Here is a 26,371-nt window from a genome sequence, read left to right as displayed (position 1 = left end):
TAAAAATCAACGCCTCAACTTCCCGATGAGGCGGGCAATGGTTTGCGTGCGAGATTCCAGGGGCAGGGCTCGTGAAACTCGCCCGGCCCCTGGCTGCCTTCTGGGATGCCTTCGGCATGCAACGTTCGTATCGGGAGGGGGGCCAGAAGTTTGAAGCGAGGTTCAGAGACCGTGGCGTGGCCGCATTGTGGGATGAGGACCGTAGGGCATGGGAATTTCGTCTCCAGGTGGCTTGGACGGTTTGTTGAACTCCGTTGGAGTTCCAGTGCTACTCTATCGATACCCGGGGTGGCGACCGCTTAGCGGTCTGACCCCGGGCTGTTTTGTATCACGCCGTTGGCGTGGAGCGCTTGGTGGGAGGTTGATGGCGTTCCGTACCCCTGAGCGTGAGCATGGCAAAGAACATGGCATGTGAAGGAGATTGAGCATGTGCATGTGCATGTGCATGTGCATGTGCTTGTGCTTGTGCTTGCGAGTATCTGGAACGTGCCGTTTTCGACTGGCACGCTGCGCGTCACGACAGTGTCTTGGAGTGCGTGCGGCTCGACGCCGCTTTGGTGGCCCTTGTGATTTCCATGTTGTGAACATCGACAACAGGGAGGATTGGGCTGCTGCAATTCGTACGTGGCCGTGGTCAAGGCGTGCTCGTTCTTGCTGTCCAAGGAGCGGCGGTTTGTGCTTGCACAACCGCCGGGGCTGGCCGGAGGGGAATCGATCCCAAGTCTGCAAGCAGCAATGGGCCTCACACGGCAGTCGGTGTTTGGCGGTCAATCGCTCCGCTTCTCATCGACGGTTGTGCAGGCACAAACCGCCGCTCCTTGGGGGTGCCCAGGCCTTTGGCGATGGCGAGAGGTTGACTGTCGTGCTTGCACAACCGCCGGAGTTGGCCGGAGCGGAACTGATCCCAAGCCAGTCAACGGCGATGTGGCATTACACGGCAGTCGGGGTTTGGCGGTCAATCGCTCCGCTTCCCATCGGCGGTTGTGCAAGCACAAACCGCCGCTCCTTGGGGTGGGGGGCTCAGGCTTTTGGTGACGCTGCTTACCCCTTTCTGGCGACCACCAGCGGGGGCATGCCGGTGATGTATTGGATGCGGTCGGCGTAGTGAGTGGGGTCAATGATCGTGGCCGTCCGGGGCAGGGCGCGGGCCACGATGATGCCGGAGTGGAACTTGAAGCGGTTCAGATAGGTGGAAAGGGAGTCATCCAGCACCACGGCTTTGTGGTTCTTGGAGGCGTGCATGAAGTGCAAAACCCCGTCTTTCGTGCGGTAAGCCATGCCCACATGGGAGCAGTGGCCGCCAGTCTGGTTGGTGACGATGCCGATGATGTCTCCATTTTGGAGGTTCTTCTCCATGGCGGCCACCTTGCTCTTCGGGATGTAGTTGAAGGGGAGGGCGCTTTCCCTCCGCTCAATGCGGCCCATTTCCGGGAGCATGGAGGGGTCGTTTTTCAGGTAGCGGTAGCCCTTCCAGAGCACGGTCATCTCCTGGCACTTCCTGCCCACCATGGGCACCGTGGGGCCGACATCGGAGGTGACATTCAAGACGTTGCCTCGGGCTTCGTTGTCATACCACCACTCGGCGAGGTAGTGGATGCGTTCCAGATAGAAGCCTGTGCAGACGCCCCCGCGGTAGCGGGTCCACTCGATCTCCGCCAGGAGATCGCTGGGAGTGTAGGCGGGTTTGCGGGTCTCGATCATCCGGGCCAGGCCGAGGGCGGTCTCGAAGTAGGTCCAGCAGTCCAGACCATTGAAGTTGCAGGAGGCGGATTCGATCTTGTTGTCGATCTCCAGCGTGTAGCCCACGTAGGGAGTGCCGCGGAGGGCGAGGCCAAACTGGGCCACCCGTTCACCGACGGGCAGAGCGCGCCAGTTCTCCCGGAGGGCTCTGGCCACAAGGGCCTGAAACTTCTCCTCGCCTTTGAAGGTGACGGACTGGGGCAGTTGCTCCCGGGCTTCGGCCTGATACTGGCCGATCATGCCCAGGAAAAAGGCGGCAAACGCGCCTAACGCGGTCTGGACGAGGCGGCTGCGGGAAACGGCGGACTGGTGGAAAGGGGGACGTGAGGCCATAGGGCGAGGCTGGCTACTTAGTAGGCAAACTCGGCCTCCGCGCTCAATGGGGCAGCGACTTTTTCCTCGTGGAGGCCGTAGATGGTGGGGATGGCGCGGCTGATGGCCGCCAGGTGCAGGTCGGCTTGCTCCAAGCACGCCTGAAAGGCACCGGCGGCATCTCCTTTGGCTAGCAGAGGTTGTGCCGATTGCACGATTTGCTCCAGGGTGGCCTGATTCACAAAGGGTTCCAAGCCGTACCCGAGCATGCAGCACAGTTGCATCTGGTTCATCTCCAGGGCGAAAAGGATGATGCGACAGTCGCCCCCTTTTTCCATGGCGCTGATCAGGCTGCCGCGGTTGAGGAGCCAGAAGGTGTAGGCGCGGAGGGGGACTTGCGGCGGAATCTGAAGGGTGACGCAGGAAAATTGGAGCTGCGGGAAGCGTCGTTCCTTCCCGCGGATCATCTCCTGAAGGAGCGCGGTCTGGCCGGGCGTGAGCACGCCTGCCAGATCCGTGACGTCCGGTTGCAACCGCGGCACCATGCCCAGGTGTTGGACGGCGATGGTCAGGTCAAAGCTGCAATGCGGGCACGCCGGGGAGACTTCATGGAGGCTCTGTTGACAAACGGGGCACCGCATGGGGCGAGTGTAGCCGTCACAACTTCAAGAGCAAGAAGAAGGAAATGGTGCCGCATTCTGGGTTGCAAGCCCGCCCGGGCTTCGCTAATGACCCTGAATGAGCAAGCTCCTCAATCGAGTCGCAGTAGTCACCGGTGCCGGCCGTGGGATCGGTCGCGCCATCGCAGAACGTTTTGCCGCAGAAGGCGCGAAAGTGGCCATCGTGAGCCGCACGGAAAACAGTTCCCAAGGGGCTGCTGATGCCATCAATGCCGCTTACCCGGGGGCTGCCAAGGCCTACGCTGTGGATGTGGCCGACGCGGCCGCAGTGCTGGCGCTGGGCAAGCAGGTGCTGGCCGATCTGGGCGCCGTGGACATCCTGGTGAACAACGCCGGAGTCACGCGCGATGGCCTGGCTCTGCGGATGAGCGACGAAGATTGGGACGTGGTGCTCAATACGAACCTCAAAGGAGCCTTCAACCTGGTGAAAGCTTTCCAGCGCTCCATCCTGAAATCCAAGACGGGCCGCATCATCAACGTGGCCAGCGTCATCGGCCTGATCGGCAATGCCGGCCAGTGCAACTACGCTGCGAGCAAGGCGGGCCTCATTGGCTTCAGCAAGTCGCTGGCACGTGAGTTCGCCGGTCGTGCGGTCACCGTCAACGCCATCGCTCCCGGGTTCATCGTCACGGATATGACCAATGAGCTGAACGACGCGCAGAAGGAAGGCGTGCTGAAGCAGATTCCGCTCGCCAGCTTTGGTGAGGCTGTGGACATTGCCAACGCCGCCGCTTTCCTCGCGAGCGACGAAGCGCGCTACATCACTGGCCAGACGCTGGCCGTGGATGGCGGCATGGTGATGTAGTCCGGTGATTCAGTAAATCGGTAAATCAGTCATTCAGTTTTTGTGGGGCGGGCGTGTGTGTGTGCACACCCGCCCCTTTTTTTGCCACTCGGTGCGCAGGGTAAGGGACGATAGCGATGTGTTCTGGCACCCCTTCAGGGTGCTGTTTGTTGACGATTTTCCTGGGGTATCGCTACGCTCAACCCCAGGCTACCGTCTGGGATGCGTTCGGCATGGAATGCCCGTATCCTGGGGCTTCGCCCATCAGTTGGACTCCCAGAGTCCTTCAGGCGTTAGTACAGCTGAACAGCGGCGGTGTGGGGATTGATGACCAGGACGCGGTGGTTGGGGGGTGGTGAGGACTCGTCCTTTATTTCCTCTTCCAATGCGAGAGTGATGCACCAGCGGTCGGTGGCGCCTTTGTCCAGATCCGTGGTGCCGGAAGCCTTTAGCGTGTAGTAGCCATCCGGGATGGTGGTGGACTTGTGCTTGAGCAGGGTGGAGTGCACTTCGTTTTCCAGCACTACCACTCCGGGATCCAGAAAGATGGGCTCACCCACGGGCCTGGCCTCACCGGTGGTGGGCTCCACGGCAAAGATCTGCACACCTCGCAGCCGATTGGCCGGGCTGATGTCGAGCGTGCGTCGAAGCAGGCGGACCTCAAGGCTGCGATTCTCCCGCACGGCCTGGAGGGTGGCGGCCCCGTGCTCACCGGCAAGACGGGTGGCGGAGGCGCTGAGCCGCTGGGACTGGAGGGACTGATTGAGCCCGCCGATGGAGAGGCTCATGATGACACTGGCCACGGCGATCACCACGATCAGCTCCACCAGGGTGAATCCGCGAACGGAGGAACGGAGGGCAGGAGGTGATGAGTTCATGGAAACAAACAGAAAATGAAATTGCGTGACTCGACGGCGGCGGGCTATGGCGTGGTCGTGGGGTTCTTCTGCTTCTCGGTGTGCCATTTGGCCGCCCGGATGGAGACGGTGGTGTTGAAGACGCGATGCTGGAGATTCATGCTGGTCAGGGTGGCGGAGAGTTCGATGAGATCATCTTCAAGCCTGGCCGGGCGGGTGAAGAGCTCATTGTTGACGAGGTTCACCAACTCGGTGGAGAGGGCTTCGTCATGCTCAGCCCGGAGCCAGGAGCTTTCATCCAGGGCCACGAGCACGATGCGGATGGCCGGAGGCAGTTGGTGACGGCGTGCGGCATCCGCATCGGAGATGTTGCCGCTGGTGAGCTGGCAGCTGCGGGTGTCGTAGAGGTAGTCATCCGGCTGGGTGGATTGTCCGGGGAAGGTGGGGCGGATGATGAGGGCCAGGATGTTTTCCGCGAGCGGTTCCGACCGGGTTTGCAACGGGGTGCGGAACCAGGAGTAGAGGCCTGAGGCCGTGGTGGCGGCATGGAGCGCCGGCCGGGTACCTGCGGTGGCGGTGCTGGGGAGCTTGAAGAGGTCAAAGTTCTCTGAGGGCAGGCGGAACTCCATGAGCCGGAAGCGCTTTTTCTCCGGGTGGGTGGGGGAGGCTTCGGTCATGAAGCCGGGTCGGGTGGGGAGGTCGGAGTTGTACTCCACATAGTAGCCCCAGGCGTTGAGGGCCTGGTCCAGTCCGGCACCGGGTTGGGTGGCAGGGTCCAGATGATCCACCCCCAGCGGGGCTTGGAAGAATACGCTGTGGCCGATCGTGGGATTGGCCATGGAGGTGAGCAGCGAGGAGGCAGGACCGGAGACGTAGTGCAGCTCTGACTGGCGCTGATAGTAGGTGGGCTGGTTGGGATCGTTGTAGTCCCAGTAGTTGTTCAGGGTGGCCTGGGAGAGCTGGCGGGAGATGCTCTCAAAGGCTTCTCGCGCACTCCGGAAGGCCTCGGCCTGGGACTTAGTGCGCTGCCAAGTCTGCTGGGTGGTGCCCATGATCTGCACCATGAGCGTGAGCAGGATGGAGGTGATCGTCATGGAGACGAGCATCTCCAGCAAGGTAAAGGCGGGGGCGTGCAGGCGACGGTTCATGGAAGCAACTTGGGTTAGGGGGTGTCATCCATCTGGGCGATCTGCGTGGCGTAGGTGTTGCACCGCGGGGTGCCAAAGTCTGCGGCACTGGAGCCGGTGACGATCTCAATGCGGAGGAGCCGCAACCGGGGATTCGTGGCCGTGCTGCCGGGCAGCGGGGGGGCATCCTGCACCCGGCCCCTGGCGAGATAGGTGACCTGCGCGCTTTCCAGGCCTTCCAGTTCGCCCCCTTGGTAGTCGAAGGCGTAAGTGCGGCTGGAGTAGCCGGAGCTGGTGATCTCCTGCCAGGTGTTCATCTGGGCCTGCCCGGCGAGTGTCTGCAGGATGCGGGCGTGGGCGGCAGTATTGGCAGACTGGCGCATGCCGTCCAGACCCGCCGGAAGGAGGCCCAGGAGCGTCATGGCCACGGTGGCTGTGACGGCCACCGCGAGAGTGACTTCAACAAGTGAGAAGGCGTAGGAACAGCGGTCCCGGCACAGACGGGCTCGCATGTCGGAGAAGACAGGTTTCATGGGGAATGGCGGTGCTCAAATGAGGGTGGGGGTACATGAAGAAGGAACAGAGAATCATGGGGCAAACTGCTTGCGCTGGATGACGCGGAAGCGGTAGTGGTCGTCCAGAGCGCCTGAGGAGTTGCCGGGGTTGGTGATGAAGTTGGGCAGTCCGGTGATGTTGGGATCGAGGTAACGCTCCAAGATGGCGGAGCCGCGGTAGTCACTGGAGATCATGTCCCGCGTCTCGTCCCACCGGCTGGCGTTGGTGGAGCGGGACTTGCGCAGTGCCTGCACGCGGTAGTGCACCTGGAAGACGTTCGACCGCGTGGTGAGACGCGGGTAGAGCTGGTTGTACGGGGACTCACGTGTGTTGTCCCCGGTGAGCTCCATGCCATCCTTCTGGGAGTTCAGGGCACCGTTCCACCAGTCAGTCATTTCCTCGTACTGCGGATTCCGGGAGGGCTTGCCGCCCGCGGCGGTGCTGTAGGTGCGGCCGGGGATCATCTGGGGCACGAGGAAAACTTCGCAGATTTCTGAAGCGGAGCGGAACACGTCCTTCTGGGTGTTGAACCGGTTGTTGAAGGCCTTGAGCGTCTCCGCCACATTCACGTCGTAGCTGGTCTCGAACTTCATCCAGTGACCGGACGACTTGTAGCATTCCTCCACGCCGTTGGTGATGTCGCGGTAGTTGGTCCGGTCGCTGTTGCCCACCCAGGCCAGGGCGGCCGGCAGGGCCCGTACCCGCACGCTGCGGAGGGCGGCATGCAGCGCGGTGGCCCTTTGCAGATGGGTGAAGGGCAGCATCTGGTGATTCATGTTCACCTTGCCTGCGGTGGAGAAGGGCTCGCTGATGGCGTAGGGCTCTACGATGGGCATCCAGAAGGCGTCCAGCAACAGGTGGTCTCGGGGCAGGGTGAACCCGAAGTGATCTGCTGCGCCAGGCTGCTGAAGCGCCAGGGTGCTGCGGGAATGGGGATTGGGGCAGAAGAGGAGTGTCTGCCACGGGCGGGAGACCGCGGTGGTGGCATCGCCAAGCACACCACTAGGCAGGGAGCCGAAGGCGACGGCGGAGGCGATCTGCCGGTTCGGCGAGTAGGCCTTGCCACTGTCTTCGGAGAATCCTCCGCGCTCGAAGTACTTGTTGGCGCTGCCATCATAGCCGCCCTCGTCGGGCTTGTTGATGTAGGCACCGTCCTCCACCCGGCCGATGCCGTTGTCCCAGTCACCGGGATTGCCGGAGGCGTTGTACGCTCCGTTGAGCCTGGGCGGACCGGCCGGCTGGCAGTCCTGCCAGTAGAACACGTTCCTCAACAGGCCATACGGCTTGGTGCTGGAGAGGTTGGGGGAGGAGCCGGTCCATTCCCACCCGGCAGCCTGCCAGGAGTGCTGGGCTCCGTCGGCGATGCTGTCAAAATATCCCGGAGGCGTGATGTTGGGGTGGCCGTAGTGGCCGGTGTGGGTCTTGGAGGCCAGGCGCAGGCTTTGCGCCTCATACATGAAGTCGCCCTTGGTACCGTTGGCATCATAGAAATAATGATGATGCGGTGTGAAATGGTCGGCGGTCACCATCGCCTTCGACGTGATGATACGGTAGTCTCCGCCGCTGGGTGAGCTGGGGCTGGCGTTCACCACGACCGAGCGAATAACGTCGCCCGGGCGGGTCACTTCAGACTGGAAGCTGCCTTGGTCGATGCGGCGCTGCAGCCCCATGAGAGGGGTGTCCTTCCATTCGCCAAGATACAGCCGGGGAGTGCGCAGCTTCACGGTGGGGAAGCGCATTTTGATCGTCTGAATGGGGGTTTCATTGGGACCTGGCGCTGGTCCATACCCGGAGTAAATCTTGATGGTGATTTCCTGGTTGGCGCCGTTTTCGCCGGGGTTTCCGGGAAAGGTGAAGGTGCCCTGCTCGGGATCTACAGAAATCTCCCGGCCAATGAAGGGATAGCAGCTATTCTCATTGGGCGAGCCCACAAACTCCCGCGGAGGCTTGTCCATGATGATCGCCTGAAGACCGGTGTAGGAGGTCATGTGCGCGTTTTCATCCGTGCTACCGTTGGAGCGCTCCGTGCGGACGGTGTTCAGTGATCCGATGTCAGCGAACATCGGGGTACTGCCGTTGACTTTCCAGGTCTCCAGCCCCTCAATGCGGTAGCGGATGTTCGCGCTGTAAGGAGGCATGCCCACCACCGGTGTGAAGGGCTGGATGATGAGGTAGGGCCGCATCTTGAGGGTTCGGTCTGCCCACTTCTGGCCAGGGTCCCCGCTGTCGGGGTAGAGATTCGTCACGCCTTCGAACTTGGCCTTGTTCAGCTCGATGGCGTCAAAGCTGTCGCGCAAGACGGTGTTGTTCTTCGCGCGGATCTCTGTCGGCATGAAGACCACGGCCACCTCTACCACGGTGGGCCAGCGGCCGAAGGCCTTGAGCCCGTCTGGGGGCACGGGACCGCCGTCTGGTACGGAGCGGATCTTCGTGGGCAGGGCGGAACTTTCACCCACCCAGCCACCGGAGGGTCTCACGTAGGCGCGAGGCGGCACGTAGGCATAGCTCTTGGTGAAATCGATCGCCCCACCGCTGTCGCGTTCTGCGTACCAGGAGTTCACCCCCCAACGTTGCAGGTCGAACATCTCCAGGAGGATCTGGTTGCGGTTCAGCTCCCCGTACTTGGTGACAAAGGTGTCGGCCCCGAAGCCCGGCACCGGCTTGGAGGTAAGGGACTGGAGGTAGGCAAAGAGTTGCTGGTTGTGCTGCAGATTGAAGTCCGCATCCGGACTCTGCGATGAGCCGGGGTTGGAGTCTGAAACCCACTTCTGGGCGCGGTACCAGGCGGCGGTCTGGCCGGAGGAGGTGGCGGCGAAGGCAATGAGGCGATCTTTGGTATTGCGGGTGTTGGTATCCGCGAAGAGAGGCCAGAGGCAGATGCGGGGCCGGTTGAAGAGGTTGGTCTCTGGAGCGCGGCTGTGGGCGGTGAGGAAGGCGCGGGCCATGCGGATCTCATTGCCATCCACCCGGCTGGCGGAGTCGTTGGGCAGACGCTGGCCGGAGCCGCTCAGGTTCGAGGCATAAAAGAACTCATCCACGGAGGCGAAGATGCGCTCAGCTTTCACGGGCAGTCCGGTGTTCACATTGACGGCCGCGGTCCCTGCCTGGGAGCTCTGGCCGGCGTTGCCCCAGTTCGTGCGGGGCAGCATCTGGTACAGGTTCTTGAAATAATCTGGATCAGCATAGCTGCCCTCGCCCGTGCCTGCGGTGTAGGCTGAGCTCATCTGCTGCGTGAGGCGGGTGAAGGCGGGGTCAAAGCTCTTCATGACGGTGCTGAGGCAGGTCATGGCCGGATGGCCGGGGAAGCGTTGAAACTCATTCTGGCCGGGCATGAACTTGGCCCAGTTCTGATCCTGCCAGGAGGTGCCCACGGGCACCTCCCAGGGGACGCCCTCACTGGCGGTGTTGATATTGACCTTGCAGGACTCGTCATCCGTCCAGAAGGCGATGCGACCAGTGATCGGATTGTCTGCGGTGACAATCGAGGTATCAAAGAGTGCCTCGCCATTCTGCTCGCCGGTGGGCACGATCAACCGACCGTCTTCGCACACATACATCCAGCGGACGGGCATGGGCAGCGGGTGAGATGCATCCGTGCCGGGCAGGGCGGAGAGGATGCGGGCACCGTCAATCCGGCCGTCAGTGCTGCCCACAAGATCTGCGACCCCATCGGCATTGGAATCAAAGACGCTCACGTCCATGATGGGAAACGTCTTCCTGAGAATGGTCTGGGTGCCGGAGGGCAGTGGGGTGACCACGGGCTCGTTGAGATCGGTGAAGTGGGCTTTCTTTGTCTCCCACCCGTTCAGACTGGCGGCCTCGGTGGTGGAGTCAAAGGTGGCCCCGGCCACCATGGTATCCGAGGAATAGAGCCGATAGGCCTGGAGAAGGCGGGCGCGGTTCAAGGGGCCTGATTCCGTGCCGAAGACCCGGATCATCCCAGGCTGGGAAGTCCAGGACTTGCCATCACCCAAGCCCGATGTTGCCTGCCGGATCTGTCCCATCACCACATTGACGGGGAGGTCCGCGAGGGTGCGCACATCCGTGATGCGGGCATAGGATGATGAAGCGCGAGTTTCCGTGCGGCTCATGGAGAGCACGGCAAGCACGAGCACCATGAGCAGCGCCAGAACGCAGAGCACGGAGATCAAGGCCATGCCTGACGAGGTTCTGCGCTGCGCCCGCATAATGCTACCTGTGGTAGAGATGGACTGCTCCAGGTTCATAGAAATGAAACATGGTGTGTACGATGTAATGACGAATCGAAACTCGATTCAAGACTTAAATCTCAAAAGTGTGCCGCTTGTGCTTCAGCCATCAGTGCATGAGGGAGCGGGCCGGCCGTGCCGGTCACCACCCGCCCGATGAACCGGGGGATGAACGATGTAGGTATGATGAAATAATCTGTCCGATCAGGCGGCGGCGCGGGTGCGACGTCGCCGTTGCAAAGCGATGCTGCCGAGCGCAGCGAGCAAAAGGGTGCCCATGAGCGGCTCAGGTACGGTGGCAATGAGCACGATGTCATTGCCCCCATAGAGCGAGTCGCTGCCGAAATTTGCGTCGTAGAAGAGGGCGAAATCCACGCCGTCCACAGTCACCTTGTAGCCCTGGTGGAATGGGGCCTCCTGGGCGGTGTAGAGGATGCCGGTCCAGTCCCAGACCTCGCTGTTGGCGAAGGTTCCGTTGATGGTCCACGTGCCGCCGTTGTTGCCGATCCAGTAGCGGGTGTTGTCTTCCCGGTCATCGAAGGTGCCTTGAAACACGCCCGAAAGGTTGACCTCTGAACCCAAGGTCAGCCCGCTGCCCGCAGCCATGCGGTCTGAGGCGCCCACGCCGCCGCCGACATGAGTGCCGAGCTGGACGAAATAGCTGCTGCCCTGGGCAAAGTTGACCGTGTTGGTGAAGGTGATGGTGCCCATCCCGTAGCCATTGGTCTTGGCATCATTCCCCGGTGACAGGGTGCCATTGATAATGATCTGGCCCGCAGCCGTGCCGGTGCCGCCGAGGGTGGCTCCGCTGGCCACCGTGACCTTGGAATTGGCCAGTGCTCCGGTGAGCAACAGTGCGCCAGCATTCACGTTGGTATCACCCGTGTAGGTGCTGGTGCCGCCCAGCTTCCAGGTGCCGGCGCCGGTCTTGTTCACGGTCGTGGTGCCGCCCGTCTCGGTGATGGCCATGTTGAAGGTGTTGTTTCCTTGGTTCGTGCCGGTGAAGGTGACCTGGCGGGCGCCGCCGGCTTCAAAGAAGTCAGGGGAACTGGTGCGGGTGAAGGAGAGGGTGGCGTCGATGTTGGAGCCGGAGGCATCGATGAACGCACCTCCGGTAGTGCTCACGCGGATGGCGCGATCGGTGGTCTGGGCGGTGCTGCCCGTGTATTGCAGGGTGCCGCCCCGGAAGATGAGTCCCACGTCGCTGGCGGCGTTGTCCGCGGCGCGATTGCCGATGCTGCTGTTCTCACCGAGGTTGCCGATCTTGGCGACATTCAAGATGCCCTGAGCGAGGACGGTGAAGCCGCCATAGGTGCTGGTCGTGCCAGTGAGATACTGGATGCCGGTGCCGGTCTTGATGAGGTCATCCGCCTTGGTGGCGCCTGTGCCAACAATCAGCCCTGCGAAGGTGCCGTCGCGGTTGCCGCTGCCGAGGGTAAGGGTGAAGGTTTGCAGATCCACCTTGCCCCCGGTGGTGCCGCCACCGCCGAGTGCGCCGATGGTTTCACTGGCATCCAGGCGGAGGGTCGCTGACGCTTCGTTCGCCAGATTGACCAGGCTGCCGTTGCCAATGCCAAAGCCACGGGTGGCCAGGATGCCCTGCAGGATGTTGGTGTCGCCCGTGTAAGTGCTCTCAGAGGTGGTGCCGGTGACATTGCTCAGGATCCAGGTGCCGACGCCGGTCTTGTTGAGCGTGGTCTTTCCGGTGGAGGCGTTCTGGTCGGTGAGCTGGAGGCTGAAGGTGTTGTTTCCTTGATTGCTGCCGGTCAGCGTGAGCTGGCGGGCCCCGGGGTTCTCATAGAGGTCCGGCGAATTCGCGGCAGTGAAGCTGAGGGTGGCCTCCAGGGTGGAGCCGGAGGCGTCAATGAAGGCTCCGCCGGTGGTGCTGATCCGGAGACCCCGATTGGTGCTCTGGGCCGTGCTGCCGGTGTACTGGAGCGTACCCCCTCTGAACAAGAGGCCGATCCGGTCCGTGCCAGTGGGGCCTTCAGCAGACTGCCTGATGCCCAGGCTGCTGGCCACGCCGTAGTCGGCAAGGGAGGCCACATTCAGAATGCCGCTCTGAAGAATGGTGGTGCCGGTGTAGGTGTTGTTTGTGTTGGTGATGTACCAGGTGCCAGAGCCTGCCTTGGTGAGGCTGGTCTTGTTGACGTCCTGATCGGTGAGCTGAAGATTGAATTCGTTCCGGCCAGCATTGCTGCCGGTCAGGGTGAAGGTGCGGGCGCCGACCCCTTCAAACAGATCCGGGGAGCTGATGGCGGTGAACTTCACCGTGGCGTCGATGGCTGAACCTGAGGCGTCGATGCTGCCGCCGGCGGTGCCGATGCGCAGGGCTCGGTTGGTGGTCTGGGCCGTGGCTCCGACGTACTGCAGGGTGCCGCCGCGGAAGACGATGCCGACATCGCCTACGGCGTCCGCTGCGCGATTCCCCAGGCTGCTGGTGGCACCGTAGTCAGCGAACTTCGCGACGCCGAGGATGCCGCCCTCAAGGGAGGTGATGCCCGCGTAGCTGGAGCCGGTGTTGCCCAGATGGATCGTGCCTGCGCCGGACTTGATCACGTTCCCGCTGCCGCTGATGGCGACGCTGAGCGTTTCTGCGGTCGCGCTCGTGTTGGTGTGCTGGAGGTTCAGCGTGGCGTTGTTGACGATGGCGCTGGCCCAGTGGGTGATGGCCCGGGTGTTGTTGTAGTACACCGCTCCATTGGTACGGATGACGAGGGTGCCGCCGCTGATGGTGGTGGTGCCGGTGTGCATGAGCGCTCCCTCCAGGATCTGCGTGCCCGTGCCTTTCTTTTCGATTGAGAGGGCGCTGGTGGTCCCACCATTGCGCACGATTCCGCCGTTGAAGTGGTAGGAATCCGACCCGGCCACATCGAGAATGAGGGTGGAGGGGCGGTTGGTACCGGACTCCGTGGCCTGCACGAGTGTGGTGCTGCCGGTGGCCTGGAGGCCGCCAATGGTCTCGGTGCGTCCTTCCAGGATGAGTTTGGCCCCATTGGAAAGGGTCACGATGGCCGTGTTGGCGATCTGTTCGTCATTGGCCAGGATGATGTTGGCTCCGTGCGCGGTGGCGGAGATGTTGCCCGCGATGGCGTTGACTCCGGCCGACTTGGCCAGGATGAGGGCGCCGGCGGAGAGGGTGGTGGTGCCGGTGTAGGTATTGGCTGTTGTACCCGTGAACCGGAAGCCTGCCGCGTAGTCGCCAGCGGCGCTGGAGAGCGTCAGGTTAAAGTTCCCGCTGATGACTCCGTTGACCACCAGGGCCCGTCCGGCACCCACCGTCCAGCTCTGGTTCGCGTCCAGGGCGACTGCATGGTTCAGGGTAACACTATGGGAACCGGCTTCCACGACGATGCCGCTGGCCCCGAGGGTGAGGACCTTGCTCCCGCCATCATTGATGATGAAGGTAGAGGGGGTGGTGACCGCGGCGAAATTCAAGCCCAGCAGCGAGACATTCTCTGCCAGCGTGAGAGTGGTGGGGACGCCGTTCCCGAACTGCCCGACATCTGCTGATGTGGGAGCGGTGGGGGCATTGCCGCCATCCACCCAATCGGTCGCCGTCTGGGTGATGTTCGCGGTGCCGTTCTTCAGTACCGTCGCGGCAGGCAGTGCCAGCCCGGAGGCAAGCAGGGTCCCTAGACCTGCGGCCAGGGCCAGGGCATGCGTGCGGAACCGGGCCGAAAAGGATGGGGAGCTGGCTGCGAAAATGGGGAGAGCCATGGAGGTGAGGAAGCCAAAAGGAAGAAGAGCCGCGGAGTGAGCGCGGCAGTTATTGGGACGAACTTGAAGCGGGGGCGGGAGTGCTGTCGTCCAGTCTGAAAACGGGGAGGTTCTGCCACTCGAGCTGGTAGCCGTCGCGGGACTCGGAAAAGGCCTTGATGTGGGCGCGGTCCTCGGTGCTGAGGCGGCGGGTCACGAAGGGCGGCAGGATGGGGGATCCGTCGGCGCGCACGTTGTAGGCCGTGCGCCGGTTCTCCACCATGAGGAGGCCGCCCATCTGGCTGCCGACCCGTTCACCCACGACAATGTCAATCCGCGTGGGGCCGTTCATGGCCACCCACTTGCCCGCATAGGCCTTGCCATTGAGCATCGTGCCGTTGCCAAAAGGCTGGCGGAGCGTGGCATCGGGGTGGGGCTCACCAGCATTGATCATCTCATCGCGAGAGCCGTCCAGTACCGGTTGCCCGTTGATGTAGACCGCCAGGGCATCGTCAAAGTAGCCGACGAACCGCCACTCCCCGCTGGTGGGGGGCGTGACCACGCCGCTGTAGTGGGCGATCCAGCCGGTGGGCTGCATGGACTGCTCGGCACCGAGGGTCCAGGGGGCAAGATCCGCCTCCTCCACAGGCATGGCCAGGTAGGCAAAGCGGCGCTGCAGTGGAGGCACACGGAAATAACCCTCCACCTCCCCGGTGGGGAAGCCTGCCGCACCCAGCGCCTTCACCTTTTGGAAATAACGCCCGGAGTCAAAAGGGATGTCCTGCTTCTGAGGATTCTGCTTGAAGTCATAGACGACCCCGGGCAGGCCGGCCCCGTTGCCCAGATTGCAGAAGTCTCCATGAGCCGTGCGGGGGCTGGGTTGATCAGGAGAGGCTGTCACCGGGACTTGCTGGTCCATGGTGTTGCGCAGCTGCTGCACCGTCTCCGGCTGGGTGAAGAACTGGCGGCGACCTCCGGTCACGGCCCCGGGCGGGGAGCCATCGCCCGGCATGGTGAGGGCCTCGCCCTTGGTGAGATTGCGGTGACTGCCCTGGCTCCTGGGTGTGACCACCACCTCGCCCAAGTACACCTGCACCTCGGCGGTGCCGTCGGCATCCACATCCACGCCAAACTCCGTGCCATAGTCAACGATCTTGCCTGCGGGGGTCACGACGGTGAAACCCTTTCCCTCGGGGGAAACCATGGCCAGGACCCGCCCGTGATCGAGACGCAGCTCCTGCGCCGAGGTGAAGCGGAATGTGGCGGGACCTTCCACGATGACGCGATTGCCCGTGGCGGTCTGGAAGCCCACGGCCCCAGACTGGACGTTTTGCAACTTTCCTCGTACCTCGCTGGGGCCGCTCCATTCCGTCCCCTGAGAGGTGATCACGGTGGCGAAGGGGGCGCGACCATCCTGGGTCATCCACCAACCTACGGCTGAGAACAAGATCAGAGCGGTGGCGATGGCGGTGCCAATCCAGGTGAGGCGTTTGTTTCTGATCGCCCGGGCCCGCCTTTCCTCGCGGGTTCCGGCTGCCGCCACGGCCAGGGCGGAGTCCAGATTCAGCATCGCCGCGAAGTCCCGGCGTGCGGCCGGGTCCTGGCGGAGACGCTCATTGAGCAAGCGACGGTCATCAGCGTTGAGCTGCCCGGCGAGGTAGCGGCCCACCAGGGCATCCCAGGGATCGTTGGGGCGGTTCATGGCCAGACCCTCCCCATGGGTCCGCGTTGAATGCACTCCAGCAGCAGGCGTCGCACGCGATGGAGCCATTGATAGAAGCCCGCCACCGTGCGCCCGCTCTGTTGGGCCACGGTCTGGATGGAGACGCCCTCTTCATAGGCCAGCATGAGAAGGTCCCGCTGGCCGGCGTTCATTTTCGCCAGGCATCCTTCCAGGGCCTGGCGTTGCAGTTGCAGGCGGGGTTCTTCTTGAGCCGTTTCCTCGGCCAGACGTTCCAGAACATCGTCGTCCAGCACGAGACGGTCCCGCCCTTTATCCCGGCGCCAGGAGAGCACCTCGTAGCGGGCAATGCCGAATGCCCAGGCGCGGAAGTCGCTGTTCTCCCGGAACGTGGGGAACTTCTCCCAGAGGACCACCGCCACTTCCTGCATCACATCATCGGCATCGGCACGGGAGGGGACCAACCGCCGGACATAAGCGCGGATGGCCATCTCATGCGCGGTAAACACTCGCAGGAATCGGCCATGTCGCTCTGTTTCACCTGGTAGCATAAGAAAGGGGACATGGAGTGATCTCCGCGGCCGGAAGTTTTTTAACGGTAAAAAAACAAAAAGTTTTGGGTGAGGGGATTTTGGGGCCTGGAGATGAGGGGCGGTTTGGGGAGGGAACCCTCGCCTCCCGTACCTGGAAACAGGTGGGGAGGTGACTTGGCCGCGGAGTAAAGGAGGCGGGGGCTCCGGCCCCGCGGTATTGCGGGTAAGCGGAGCGGAGAGGGGATCGAGTGACGTTTGGGGCGTGAGCCGGTTGGCACAACCGGACTACGCCAGAAGCGACGCGGCGGGAGATGCCAGTTCGATCACGTCACTCCGAGACGTAGTCGGGGAAGAACTTCCTCTTGAACCGGTCGGTGGTCCAGACTTCGTCATCCCAAAAGTCCTGTACTTCGAGGTTGCCTTGGGGGTTGTGTACGATGCCCCAGTGGTAGTTCCGGGGTGGGTTGACGGTAGGATCGAATCCAATGCGGACGCAACGGCCAATAACCTTCCAAAAATCCGCCGAGTTGTAGTACGTGGCGGCGTTTTGGGGGCCGGGGGCAGGGATGTCTTCGTTGAAGATCGTGTTGAAGGTTTCAACAAACTGGGTGGCTCTGCGGGTGATTTCCTCGTCCACCTTCCATTCATAGACGGGGGCAGATGGGGCTGCGCTCGCGACAGCCACGACAGCATAGAGGACGACCGATTCACGAAGCGCAGTCAATGCAACCGCATCACTGGACAGGGCTGCCAGGGCTACGAGGGAAAAATCATCCGAGTGGCTGGCCTGCTCGTGGGCCAGGTGCACGATTTTCTCAATGGTCCAGACGGGGGTTCGTTCCAATGCCAGAGTAAGAGGGTCCTGGCAGGCTGGCAGGAGGCAATTGTTCGGCTTCGGGGTGCCGTAGAGAGGAGCCGAGGTGACTTGCAGCAACCGATCCAAGGCGCTGCGGCTGCGTACTTCACCGCTTCGAACGCCCGGCACCTGCTGGAGCGCTCGCATGAGCAGAAAGTACTCTGTGAGCGCATAGCTTTCTGTGTAGTAGCCTTCGACTGGACCCGCAGCCGCCGGGACTTGCAGCTCTGCAGCCACCTGGCGCGCGTGAAGCAGCAGTTCGCCGCTCTCATGGGCTTTCATGCGCTCGCGGTAGAGGTTGTCCAGACCCAGGAGGAAGGTCTGGTTGTCGACGACCCGGACATCTGGCTGCATGGCTTTGGGAGGTCTATTGTTAAAGGATCGAACCTGCTCCGCTCTGCCGTGCTACGGCACGATGGTCACCGGGGTGCCCATGGGAGTTGCTTCATAGAACTTCTCTGCCATGCGGCCGGGCAGGCGGATGCAGCCGTGGGAGGCGGCGTAGCCGGGGAGGTACCCCTGATGCATGCCGACGCCGCCGTAGATGCGCATGAAGTAGTTCATCTTGGCTCCTTCGAAGCGGGTGCCTGCTGGACGCGGGTGTTTGCGGTTGTCCACGTTCTGCACGATGACGTTGCCGTCATAGTCTTCGTAGTCGCCGTAGATGGAGGACTTGTGGTCGATGTCCTTTTCAATGATGCGATAGCGGCCGGGGCGGGTGGAGTACCCTTCTCTGCCGGACGAAATGGGGGAGCCGCCAGCGAGTTCGCCCCCTTTATAGAAATAAACCATTTGCTCGCCCAGATCGATGCGGATGGAGGGGGCGCCGGTCATGTCGTCCGCGTCCCAGAAGGAACCGTCACGCCGCATCATGGCCATGAGTTTGGCGGGCAGTTTCCGGACGTCCTGAAGCTTCTTCTTCCCGTACAAGAATGCGGATTGCCCCGGGGGGGAGGTGCTGCCGGAGTACGTGCTGCAGCTGGTGCCAGTGGCCAGCAGCAGGGCCGATGCGCTGCACAGGATGACGGTGCGAAGGGAGGGGAGTTTCATGGGGGAAAGGGGCAGCTGGCAGGTGGGAAGGCAGGCTGACTCAGACGACCTTGGTGACATCCGACGGGGAGGCTGGGGGCCTTAGAGTCTTGCGCAAAAAGTACTGCGTGTGCCCGGCCGGGAAACCTTCCAGGGAGCCGTAGATCACGTACCCAAGTTTCTCGTAAAGCGGGATGGCCCCAAAGTCGAAGGAGTCGATCCGGGCGTGGCGGCAGCGCTCGTTCAGCGCACAGGCTTCTGCGAGTTCCAGCAGCTCCCGGCCGAAGCCCTGCCCGCGGAAGGTTTCCTCGACCCACAAAAGATCAATCTGCAGCCAGTCCCAGGCAATGGAGCCCAGGAGCCCGCCCCGGATGACGCCCGTCTCATCGCGCATGACGAGATTGAGCGGACGGTAATTCCTCGGGGGGGAGTGTTTTTCGCCTGAGATCGCCAGTTGGTTGAAGAGCTCCTGCGCCTCATCTGAGCTCAGCTCGGGCTCTATGCTGATCAAGGCTGATGGCGCGGCACTGGACGGGGAGGTGGCATTCATGGAGCGGTGATCGGCGGCAGGCTGGCGGATAAGAAAGTTGCCACCCGCGATTCATACTCGGAAGTGGCGAAGCGGTGCAAGTTTACATGCGCGGCACCGGGAATTTCCCAGAACTCCTTGGGGCCAGGGGCCAGGTCATAGATGGCACGACCTTCCCCGATTTTCGCATGCAGATCCCGGGCACCGTGGATGACCAGCAGCGGGCAGGGCACCCGCTGGGCGGCGGCCACGGGGCTGAGTTCTGCCAAGTTCAGGCCCAGCAGCCATTCCGCCTGGAGGGTGAGCAGGGGATGCAACGGACGGGCCCAGGAGCCGAAGCGCATCTCCAGCCGGTTCGCCACGGCCGTGGGGACATTGGCGAAGACTGCCTCCACCACGATGGCCTGGGGAGGGTGTTCGTAGCGGGCCAGCAGTGCGGCGACTCCACCGAGGGAGCTGCCGATGACTGCGACGGGCGTGCCAGGGAACTCCCGCTGGAGCCAGGCGACGGCGGCAGCGGCGTTTTGAGATTCGAAGTGCCCCATGGTGATGTGCTCGCCCGCACTCTCGCCGTGGGCCTGGAGGTCAATGCAGAGGGTATGATACCCCAGTGTGGACAGGAAACGAGCCCGGCCGACCATGCTCTGCCGGTCTGAGCGGATGCCATGCATGAGGAGTACCGCGCCGCGCGCCGCCGAGGTGCCCGGGGCGCGCAGAAGCCAGCCAGCCACGGGGGCCTTTCCTACGCCCGGGAGAGTGACGGATTTCGCGGGATAGCTGGCAGGTGGCGGGCCGATCTTGGACGGAGCGGGTGCGGACAAGTCTCTGCCGATCCACAGCAGGAATCCCGCCGCGGCAATCGAGGCGAGGACAACGACACTGACAATGCGGCGGAGCCAACGACGGAACATACGGTGCTGGGAGAAGAGGGGGCTGATGGGGCTCTCCTGCGCTAGGCTGTGCGTCCCAGCAAGGCGAGCATTCGCCCCGTTTTGCCCTTCTCCACCCGGTAGCTATAATAGAGTGTGGGATCCGAGGAGGTGCAGACGCCATCATCATGCACGTTCTCCGGACGCACGCCGGCGGCGATGGCCTGCTGGCGGATATCGGCGGCGAAGTCCACCTCATAGACGGGTGGCCGGATGCAGGGAGAAAGCTGCACGATCACGTTCTCCGGTTTTGTGCCGAACTCCCGCTGCATGGTGGCGATGGCTTCTCCTGTGATGTTGAGCTCTGTGCCCTTGCGCCCGGAATGGACGATGCCAAAGGCACCTGAGACGGGGTCAGCAAAATAGACAGCCCCGCAGTCAGCCACATAGATGCCCAGAACGATGCCAGGGGTGTTGCAGACCAGCCCATCCGTATTCGGCACGGCTTCAGGGCTGGCGGCGGAGACGACCGCGACCTTATTGCCATGGACCTGGTTGGCGGTCGCGAATTTGGCGACGGGGAAGCCGAGCTCAGTCACGACCTCGTGATGCCAGGTGGTGAGCCGACGGAGGGCTTCCTCGCGGTCCACGGTCACTTCAATCTCGGGGTGACGCAGGGTGAAGGCGTTCCGGAACTGAGGCAGGACGTTCAGCGCGGGGAAGGTGGCCCAGAACGAGGATGGGGCGGGGGTGTCCATGGTAGGAGGGAAGATGGCGAAGATTCGGAGCGGCGGCCAAGTGAATTTTCGAAACTCTGGAGTATGCCCGGAGCGGCCTCTGCGCATCCACAAAAAAGCGGCGTCACCCGGTGAAGGGAGACGCCGCTGAAGGAGAACCAAGTGGCGATCCGATTAAGGAGTCGGCACGGTGGAGATCGTCTTCAGAATGCGGGAAGCGATCTGGTAGGGGTCACCCTGGGAGTTCGGACGGCGGTCTTCGAGGTAGCCCTTGTAGCCGCTATTGATGAAGCTGTGCGGGATACGGATGGACGCGCCGCGGTCAGCCAGACCGTAGGTGAACTTGTCGATGGACTGCGTTTCATGCAGGCCGGTGAGGCGGAGGTGGTTGTCCGGACCGTACACGGCGATATGCTCGTCCATGTGCTTCTGGAAGGCGCCCATGAGGCCTTCAAAGTACTCCTTGCCGCCCACGGAGCGCATGTACTCGGTGGAGAAGTTGGCGTGCATGCCGGAGCCGTTCCAGTCGCCCTTGATCGGCTTGCAGTGGTACTCAACGTCCACGCAATACTTCTCACAGAGGCGGTTCAGGATGTAGCGGGCAGCCCAAACGTCGTCAGCGGCTTTCTTGGAGCCCTTGCCGAAGATCTGGAATTCCCATTGGCCCTTGGCCACTTCGGCGTTGATGCCTTCGTGGTTGATGCCAGCGTCAAGGCAGAGGTCGAGGTGCTCTTCCACGATCTGGCGGGCCACATCGCCCACGTTCTTGAAGCCCACGCCCGTATAGTAAGGGCCTTGAGGAGCGGGGAAGCCTTCCTCTGGGAATCCGAGAGGGCGGCCGTCCTGGTAGAGGAAATATTCCTGCTCAAAGCCGAACCAGGTGCCAGCGTCGTCGAGAATGGTGGCGCGGTGGTTGGTCGGGTGAGGAGTCACACCATCGGGCATCATGACTTCGCACATCACCAGCACGCCGTTCTTACGGGTCGTGTCGGGATACACGGCGACGGGCTTGAGCACGCAGTCAGAGCTCTTGCCTTCAGCCTGCTGGGTGGAGCTGCCGTCGAAACCCCAGTTTGGGAGTTCCTCAAGTTTTGGAAAGCTGGCGTATTCTTTGATCTGAGTCTTGCCGCGAAGATTCGGTACGGGCGTGTAACCGTCGAGCCAGATATATTCCAGTTTGTACTTGGCCATGGATTTTATGCTTAGGGTGTTAGGGTTGGTTGTGCCTTGAGGGCAAATTCCCGCAGGAATTCCTGTAACGGCTCCCGTGGATATCGCACTTTGATGAAGCATATCCCGTGCCATGTGCAATCAAAAGTAGATACAAAAGGCACCTTTTATGCCGCCGATGAAGACATCTTCACAACTGCGTCTTGCGAGCGCCATGCCAAAGTGGAATGGTGAGCGCCAATGCACGAAGTCAAAGACACCGCCAGGGCTAGTGTTCGCATCGGGTATGACGGGCGGGTTCACAAGGTATTTCGCGGGCATCTGGCGAAGGAACGGTTCGAAAACGAGGTCAGGGTGCTGAGGTACCTGGAAGAGCGGGGGTGTGACTTTGTCCCCCGGGTGCTGGAGGCGGAGCCTGAAGCTCTGCGGATGGTGACCACGAACTGTGGAGCCCGGGTGGAGCACATGTCTGAGGGGAGGATGAAGGAGGTCTTTGCCGAGCTGGAGCAGTTCGGCGTGCGTCATGAGGATGCCTTCCTGCGCAACATCACGTACCGCGCCTCTGACGGGCGTTTTTGTGTGATTGACTTTGAGTTCGCCACCTTGCTAGATGAGGAGCCCTCAGCTTCAGCTTCTGCTCCCGCGCTTCCTCAGTCTTCATGATAGAATCCGCTCCCGAATCCGAAATCACCCCACAACACATTCGTTGGTCTGGCATGACGCACCGGGGACGGGTGCGTGCGAACAACGAGGACACCTTTCTGGCCCTCACCTTCGATGCGCATGAGGTGCGCTATCTGGGGAAGATCGGTGAATCCACGCTCAAGGAATCCGACTTCATCTTTGCGGTGAGTGATGGCATGGGCGGGGCCAATTCCGGGGAGTTTGCCAGCAGGATTGCCGTTGAGAAAATCACCCGCCTGTTGCCTCGCAGTTTCAAGTTTTCCGCCCAGCGTCTGGTGCCAGGATTTGCGGACATCTTGAGCCTGTTGTTCGACAGCATTCATGCGGAGCTCACCCGCATGGGCCGGGTGTATGATGAGTGCTCTGGCATGGGGGCGACGCTGAGTCTGGGGTGGTTTACTCCGGGCTGGATGTACTTCGGCCACCTGGGGGACAGCCGGATTTACTACTTCCCGAAAGACGGGGAGATGACGCAAGTGAGCCACGACCATTCGCATGTGGGATGGCTGCGTCGGCAAGGGAAGATCAATGAGCGGGAGGCCAGGACGCACCCCCGCCGGAATGTGCTGCAGCAAGCACTGGGGGCTGGGCACCAGTTGCTGGACCCTCAGGTGGGGGCGGTGAGCTGCCAGCCTGGGGACAGGTTCCTCTTCTGCACCGATGGTCTCACGGATGGGTTGTGGGACCGGGCGATCAAGGAGTTGGTGCTCGATCCTCCGGCCAAGTTACAAGATGTGCCGATGGCGCAGCGGTTGGTGGAGACAGCGCTGGCGGAATCTGGCCGTGACAATATCACGGCGCTGGTGGTGGAGGTGATGTGAAGACTGCGGGGCAAGCCGCAGGAGCAGGCGCGCGGTAGATCGGTTCTGCCAAGGAATCTTGGGTGGTGAAATGCGGTCTGGTGATTCCTCAAAATGACATGTGCCGGAGAAGTCAGGGGAGCGCACGCATCTTGCGTGCTGTTCGCGGCATCTTGCCGGGAACGTCAGGCAAGTACATGACATCGCATTCGCCTGACGTGGAGGTGTTGATGGCGGTGGGGGGAAAGCGCATATCGTCGGCCTTCCCACCTGATCAACTTCTGCGGAGGTACCCAACGTTGACTCGCTTAGGGCTCGTCCACCGTTGGGCTGTGTTAGAGATCCCCGCTGGGGATCAACTTCGAACTGAAGCGGGCATCTACAGGTGGTTCCTTGGCGGCCACCGCAAAACGCGCGCGGTTGGTTAGTTATCCACACGCCTGAACGCCTCAGAGACTCAGTCTCTTCAGGAGTGAAAGCTCAAAGACGGCGACTCCGATTTGACCCCGTAGGCAGAGGCTACGGCACTGGCATTGAACGGGCCCAAATGCAGGCGCTGGATGTGGCTGCTCAGCTCGGACTTGTTGGCGGGAATGTAGAGGAGATGATCGGACCGCATGAACTCCCGCCAGTAGCGGTGGCGTTCGCTCAGCTCAGGATCGTCTTCTTCACCGTCCACAGGGTCGGTGGGGAACTCCTCGGTGAGGAAAATGGGATGGACGGGCTTGTTCAGCTTGGCGGCGAGGTCTCCCTCCAGCGTGTGCAGGTAGGTCATCTCCCGGGCAGGGGGCAGCCCCCGAAGGAAGGGGGTGCTCCGGTAGCCAATGATCTGGATGACCATGTCGGCCGACTGGATCTGCCGCCTCAGCTCTTCCGCATCCGCGGCCTGGGGGCCGGTGGTGGGGGGCTGGAGCACCCGACACCCACGCTTGGCCAGCAACTCCGCCACTTGTCGGCGGGTGCTGTCCAGATCCCGCGTGGGTGCGGAAAGATAGATGACCGGTGAGGGGGTCATACCGGGATAAAACTAAAGGGTTATATCATCCGTGGCAAGTATAAGTTTTTCTTATTCTGGACGCAATTGTTTGTTTTCTATCATCAACGAGATTTGTACGGAGCGAATCCGTGTCAGGTTGCCTCCATTATGGAAATTCAGGAGGGAAATTTCCAGGGGGTGCGATACTCACGGCCAAGAAGTTTCGCAGCGGCGGGGTCGTTGAGGAGCTGTTCTGCGGCGGGATCCCACTTCAGGGAACGGTTCTCCATGAGGGCGATGAGGGCGAGATGCCCGGGGATGGCGCTGTGGTGCGCGGTGGTGACCGGGGTGATGGTGGGCTGGCGTGACTTCACGCAGTCCAGGAAGTTCCGGTGATGCCCTGGGGAACGGTAGAGGGGGCTCTTGATGATATCGTCTCCCAGCTTGGGGGAGGTGAAGGCGTCCACCACCTTGCCGTCTTTGTCGCGTTTTTGGATCTTCCGGCGCAGTTCGTCTTTGGAGGAGTCGTACCCGCTGCGGTCCACCCAGACCCAGCCGTCGGTGCCGATCCACTTGGTACCGCTGCGGATGTCGGGGTGGCCGCCGGCGATGGTCATGGTGATGCCATTGGCGTACTTGGCCTCGGCACGGTACTTGGTGGCGGTGTTCCACACGGCATCTCTGGGCGGGAAGTCGGCCCCGATCGGGATCACCTCGTTGGGGCCAGTGTTGTCGCAATCCATGCCCCAGTGGGCGATGTCGCAGTGGTGGCCGATCCAGTCGAGCAGCTGGCCGCCGCCGATGTTGTAGTTCCAGCGCCAGTTCTTGTGCACGCGGGCCTCAATGTAGGGCTCCATCTGGGCGGGGCCGATCCACATTTCATAGTCCAGGTCGGCGGGAGGCGGGGTGACCTGCGTTTTGTCCCCGGTTTTGGCAAAGTCGTTGTGTCCAGAGGGCAAGCCCACCTCCACACTGGTGATCTTGCCGATCAGGCCGTTGCGGACCACCTCGGCGGCGATGCGGAAGTCATCGCGGGACCGTTGCCAGGAGCCGGTCTGCCAGATGCGGTTGTTGGCCTGCACGGCTTTCACAATGGCCTGTTGCTCGTGAATGGTCCGGGCGAGGGGCTTTTCACCGTAGATGTCCTTGCCGTTCTTGGCGGCTTCCACGGCGGTGAGGGCGTGCCAGTGGTCGGGGACGGCCAGCATCACCGTATCGATATCCTTCCGGGCCATCACTTCCCGGTAGTCATGGTAAGGTTTGCAGTCAGTGTTTTTGTAGGCCTCGTTGATGGTCTTCAGGGCGTCCCCCAGACGGCCCTTGTCGAGATCACACGCGGCTACGATCTGGCAATCGGTTTCGTTGAGGAAGCTTTTGGCATTGCTGGGGCCCATCATGCCCCAGCCGATGACGGCCATGGTGATGCGGTTGGACGGTGCGTTCTGCCCGAAGACGCTGGATGGGACGATGGTCGGGAAGCCCAAAGTGGTGACGGCGGCCGCGCTGGACTGGAGGAACCGGCGACGTGAAGTGGTGGTGGACGGCGTGTTCATGAAGGCCATCACGTGAGGCCCGGGCGGGTTCTTGCATCGACAAAGACACCTCATGCTGAAACATTTGCCTTGCGTGTGGGGGCGGGTGATTGAGGTTTTCGCATGAATCAGTTTCGAGCGCTATTTATGGTCATGGTCGTAGCCGTGGCAGGCATGGGCGCCTGGGTGTGGCAGACCAAGGAGAAGCTCTGGAAGGCGCAAGACGCCCTGGAGCAGGCCGAGGAGATCAAATTCAGCGAGCTGAAGGCTCAGGCAGAACGGCATCGGACGGAGCTGGAGGCGCGCACCAAGGAGCATGATGAAGCCATCCTGGCGATCAACGCAGACTGGGAAGGCAAGCTGGATAATCTGCGCAAGGAAGAGCGCCAGCGGATGAGCGGTGCCTTTGAGCAGTTCGGCGACATCCTGGACGGGAGCAAAAAGACGCTGGATTACATCAACGCGCTGGAACAGAAGGTGAAGGCGGGGCAGGAAGTCTCCAAGGCCGAGAATCAGCGTCTGGCGGTCATCGCCACTGGGCTGGGGTATCTGCAGAAGCAGTATCAAAAGCCGTTCCAGGAGTTTACGGAACTGGAGGCCTATCTCTCGAAGCGGGCCAGTGCCAGCGTGGAAACGCCGGACATGAAGAACGCTTTCTGGAAGCGGATGTTCAGCCGGGAGTTCCGCGAGCAGGAGCGGGAGTTCTACCGCACGGAAGGGGAGCGACGCGGGTTTCAGGAAGCAAGCGCCAAGTTCAACACCGCGTACAAGGCGGCCCAGAAGCAAATGGGGGCCGTGGACCTGAACTTCACGAAGGCCCTGCACGACCTGAACATCGCGGTGAAGGAGAAGAAGACCGAGGATCTGAGTGAGTTCTTCGCGCAAGCCCGGAAGGCGCTCTCCACCCATCAGAAATTGTTGGAGTTCGAGCCGGAGGTGCCGAAGCCGGAGGCGGGGACGGTGAAGCCGTAGGGAGAGTTCAGTTTCAAGTTTTCAGTTTTCAGTGGAGGGGG

21 protein-coding genes are annotated in these 26,371 nt (G+C 62.0%); 4 read left to right on the top strand and 17 right to left on the bottom strand.

All coding sequences use genetic code 11. From position 1 onward, the window contains the following. Positions 1-1,041: 1,041 nt before the first annotated feature. The gene (locus BV106_RS28205) at positions 1,042-2,073 is read right to left on the bottom strand and encodes an N-acetylmuramoyl-L-alanine amidase-like domain-containing protein (protein WP_051946434.1); all 1,032 of its coding nucleotides are present in this window, start codon (positions 2,071-2,073) and stop codon (positions 1,042-1,044) included. A gap of 17 nt (positions 2,074-2,090) precedes the next feature. Then, positions 2,091-2,693: a TPM domain-containing protein gene (locus BV106_RS28200; protein WP_081892363.1), complete on the bottom strand. Its 603-nt coding sequence runs from the start codon at positions 2,691-2,693 to the stop codon at positions 2,091-2,093. Between the two features lie 97 nt (positions 2,694-2,790). On the opposite strand from BV106_RS28200, the gene fabG reads away from it, so the two are divergent. Beyond that, positions 2,791-3,537, top strand: coding sequence for a 3-oxoacyl-[acyl-carrier-protein] reductase (fabG, locus tag BV106_RS28195; protein ID WP_038170354.1), 747 nt, complete (start codon positions 2,791-2,793; stop codon positions 3,535-3,537). 272 nt (positions 3,538-3,809) lie between these two features. Here fabG and vccD read toward each other — a convergent pair whose 3' ends face one another. From vccD to BV106_RS28130, 13 genes are all read right to left on the bottom strand, one after another. Further along, positions 3,810-4,394, bottom strand: a complete 585-nt coding sequence (vccD, locus tag BV106_RS28190) for a Verru_Chthon cassette protein D (protein WP_038170351.1) — start codon at positions 4,392-4,394, stop codon at positions 3,810-3,812. 44 nt (positions 4,395-4,438) lie between these two features. Beyond that, a complete protein-coding gene (gene vccC / locus BV106_RS28185) occupies positions 4,439-5,521 on the bottom strand; it encodes a Verru_Chthon cassette protein C (protein WP_038170349.1) in 1,083 nt (360 codons plus the stop codon). A gap of 14 nt (positions 5,522-5,535) precedes the next feature. Beyond that, a complete protein-coding gene (gene vccB, locus BV106_RS28180) occupies positions 5,536-6,033 on the bottom strand; it encodes a Verru_Chthon cassette protein B (RefSeq protein ID WP_038170347.1) in 498 nt (165 codons plus the stop codon). Positions 6,034-6,087: 54 nt separating this feature from the next. Then, complete coding sequence (gene vccA / locus BV106_RS28175; RefSeq protein WP_265596156.1) at positions 6,088-10,212, bottom strand: Verru_Chthon cassette protein A; 4,125 nt, start codon at positions 10,210-10,212, stop codon at positions 6,088-6,090. 255 nt (positions 10,213-10,467) lie between these two features. Further along, positions 10,468-13,983, bottom strand: coding sequence for an autotransporter-associated beta strand repeat-containing protein (locus BV106_RS28170; RefSeq protein WP_038170343.1), 3,516 nt, complete (start codon positions 13,981-13,983; stop codon positions 10,468-10,470). A gap of 49 nt (positions 13,984-14,032) precedes the next feature. Next, on the bottom strand, positions 14,033-15,664 hold the full coding sequence (locus tag BV106_RS28165) for a FecR domain-containing protein (RefSeq protein ID WP_038170342.1): 1,632 nt from the start codon (positions 15,662-15,664) through the stop codon (positions 14,033-14,035). After that, positions 15,661-16,194 (bottom strand): sigma-70 family RNA polymerase sigma factor, encoded by a 534-nt coding sequence (locus BV106_RS28160; protein WP_038170340.1) that lies wholly within the window; start codon positions 16,192-16,194, stop codon positions 15,661-15,663. The genes BV106_RS28165 and BV106_RS28160 overlap by 4 nt, the downstream gene beginning before the upstream one ends. Before the next feature lie 310 nt (positions 16,195-16,504). Continuing rightward, positions 16,505-17,386 (bottom strand): hypothetical protein, encoded by an 882-nt coding sequence (locus BV106_RS28155; RefSeq protein ID WP_038170338.1) that lies wholly within the window; start codon positions 17,384-17,386, stop codon positions 16,505-16,507. Positions 17,387-17,437: 51 nt separating this feature from the next. Then, a complete protein-coding gene (locus BV106_RS28150) occupies positions 17,438-18,082 on the bottom strand; it encodes a L,D-transpeptidase family protein (RefSeq protein WP_265596155.1) in 645 nt (214 codons plus the stop codon). 40 nt (positions 18,083-18,122) lie between these two features. Further along, a complete protein-coding gene (locus BV106_RS28145; RefSeq protein WP_051946433.1) occupies positions 18,123-18,611 on the bottom strand; it encodes a GNAT family N-acetyltransferase in 489 nt (162 codons plus the stop codon). Beyond that, positions 18,608-19,501, bottom strand: a complete 894-nt coding sequence (locus BV106_RS28140) for an alpha/beta fold hydrolase (RefSeq protein WP_051946432.1) — start codon at positions 19,499-19,501, stop codon at positions 18,608-18,610. Before BV106_RS28140 ends, BV106_RS28145 begins: the two co-directional genes overlap by 4 nt. Before the next feature lie 41 nt (positions 19,502-19,542). Beyond that, on the bottom strand, positions 19,543-20,217 hold the full coding sequence (locus BV106_RS28135) for a polyphenol oxidase family protein (RefSeq protein ID WP_038170335.1): 675 nt from the start codon (positions 20,215-20,217) through the stop codon (positions 19,543-19,545). A 153-nt stretch (positions 20,218-20,370) separates the two neighbouring features. Next, positions 20,371-21,387, bottom strand: coding sequence for a glutamine synthetase beta-grasp domain-containing protein (locus BV106_RS28130; protein WP_038170333.1), 1,017 nt, complete (start codon positions 21,385-21,387; stop codon positions 20,371-20,373). A gap of 219 nt (positions 21,388-21,606) precedes the next feature. On the opposite strand from BV106_RS28130, the gene BV106_RS28125 reads away from it, so the two are divergent. Beyond that, entirely contained in the window at positions 21,607-22,029 is a 423-nt protein-coding gene (locus BV106_RS28125) for a serine/threonine protein phosphatase (protein ID WP_038170332.1), read from the top strand. Further along, the gene (locus BV106_RS28120) at positions 22,026-22,871 is read left to right on the top strand and encodes a protein phosphatase 2C domain-containing protein (RefSeq protein ID WP_051946431.1); all 846 of its coding nucleotides are present in this window, start codon (positions 22,026-22,028) and stop codon (positions 22,869-22,871) included. Before BV106_RS28125 ends, BV106_RS28120 begins: the two co-directional genes overlap by 4 nt. Before the next feature lie 445 nt (positions 22,872-23,316). On the opposite strand, the gene BV106_RS28115 is transcribed toward BV106_RS28120, so the two are convergent. Beyond that, positions 23,317-23,865, bottom strand: a complete 549-nt coding sequence (locus tag BV106_RS28115) for a hypothetical protein (protein ID WP_038170330.1) — start codon at positions 23,863-23,865, stop codon at positions 23,317-23,319. Positions 23,866-24,002: 137 nt separating this feature from the next. Next, positions 24,003-25,379: a Gfo/Idh/MocA family oxidoreductase gene (locus tag BV106_RS28110; protein WP_038170572.1), complete on the bottom strand. Its 1,377-nt coding sequence runs from the start codon at positions 25,377-25,379 to the stop codon at positions 24,003-24,005. Positions 25,380-25,481: 102 nt separating this feature from the next. Here BV106_RS28110 and BV106_RS28105 point away from each other — a divergent pair, with 102 nt between their 5' ends. Then, entirely contained in the window at positions 25,482-26,330 is an 849-nt protein-coding gene (locus BV106_RS28105) for a hypothetical protein (protein ID WP_265596154.1), read from the top strand. The last annotated feature ends 41 nt before the right edge of the window (positions 26,331-26,371 follow it).

The sequence above is a fragment of the Verrucomicrobium sp. BvORR106 genome (assembly GCF_000739655.1).
Classification (GTDB): domain Bacteria; phylum Verrucomicrobiota; class Verrucomicrobiia; order Verrucomicrobiales; family Verrucomicrobiaceae; genus Verrucomicrobium.
This window is presented reverse-complemented; position numbering and strand designations above follow the sequence as displayed.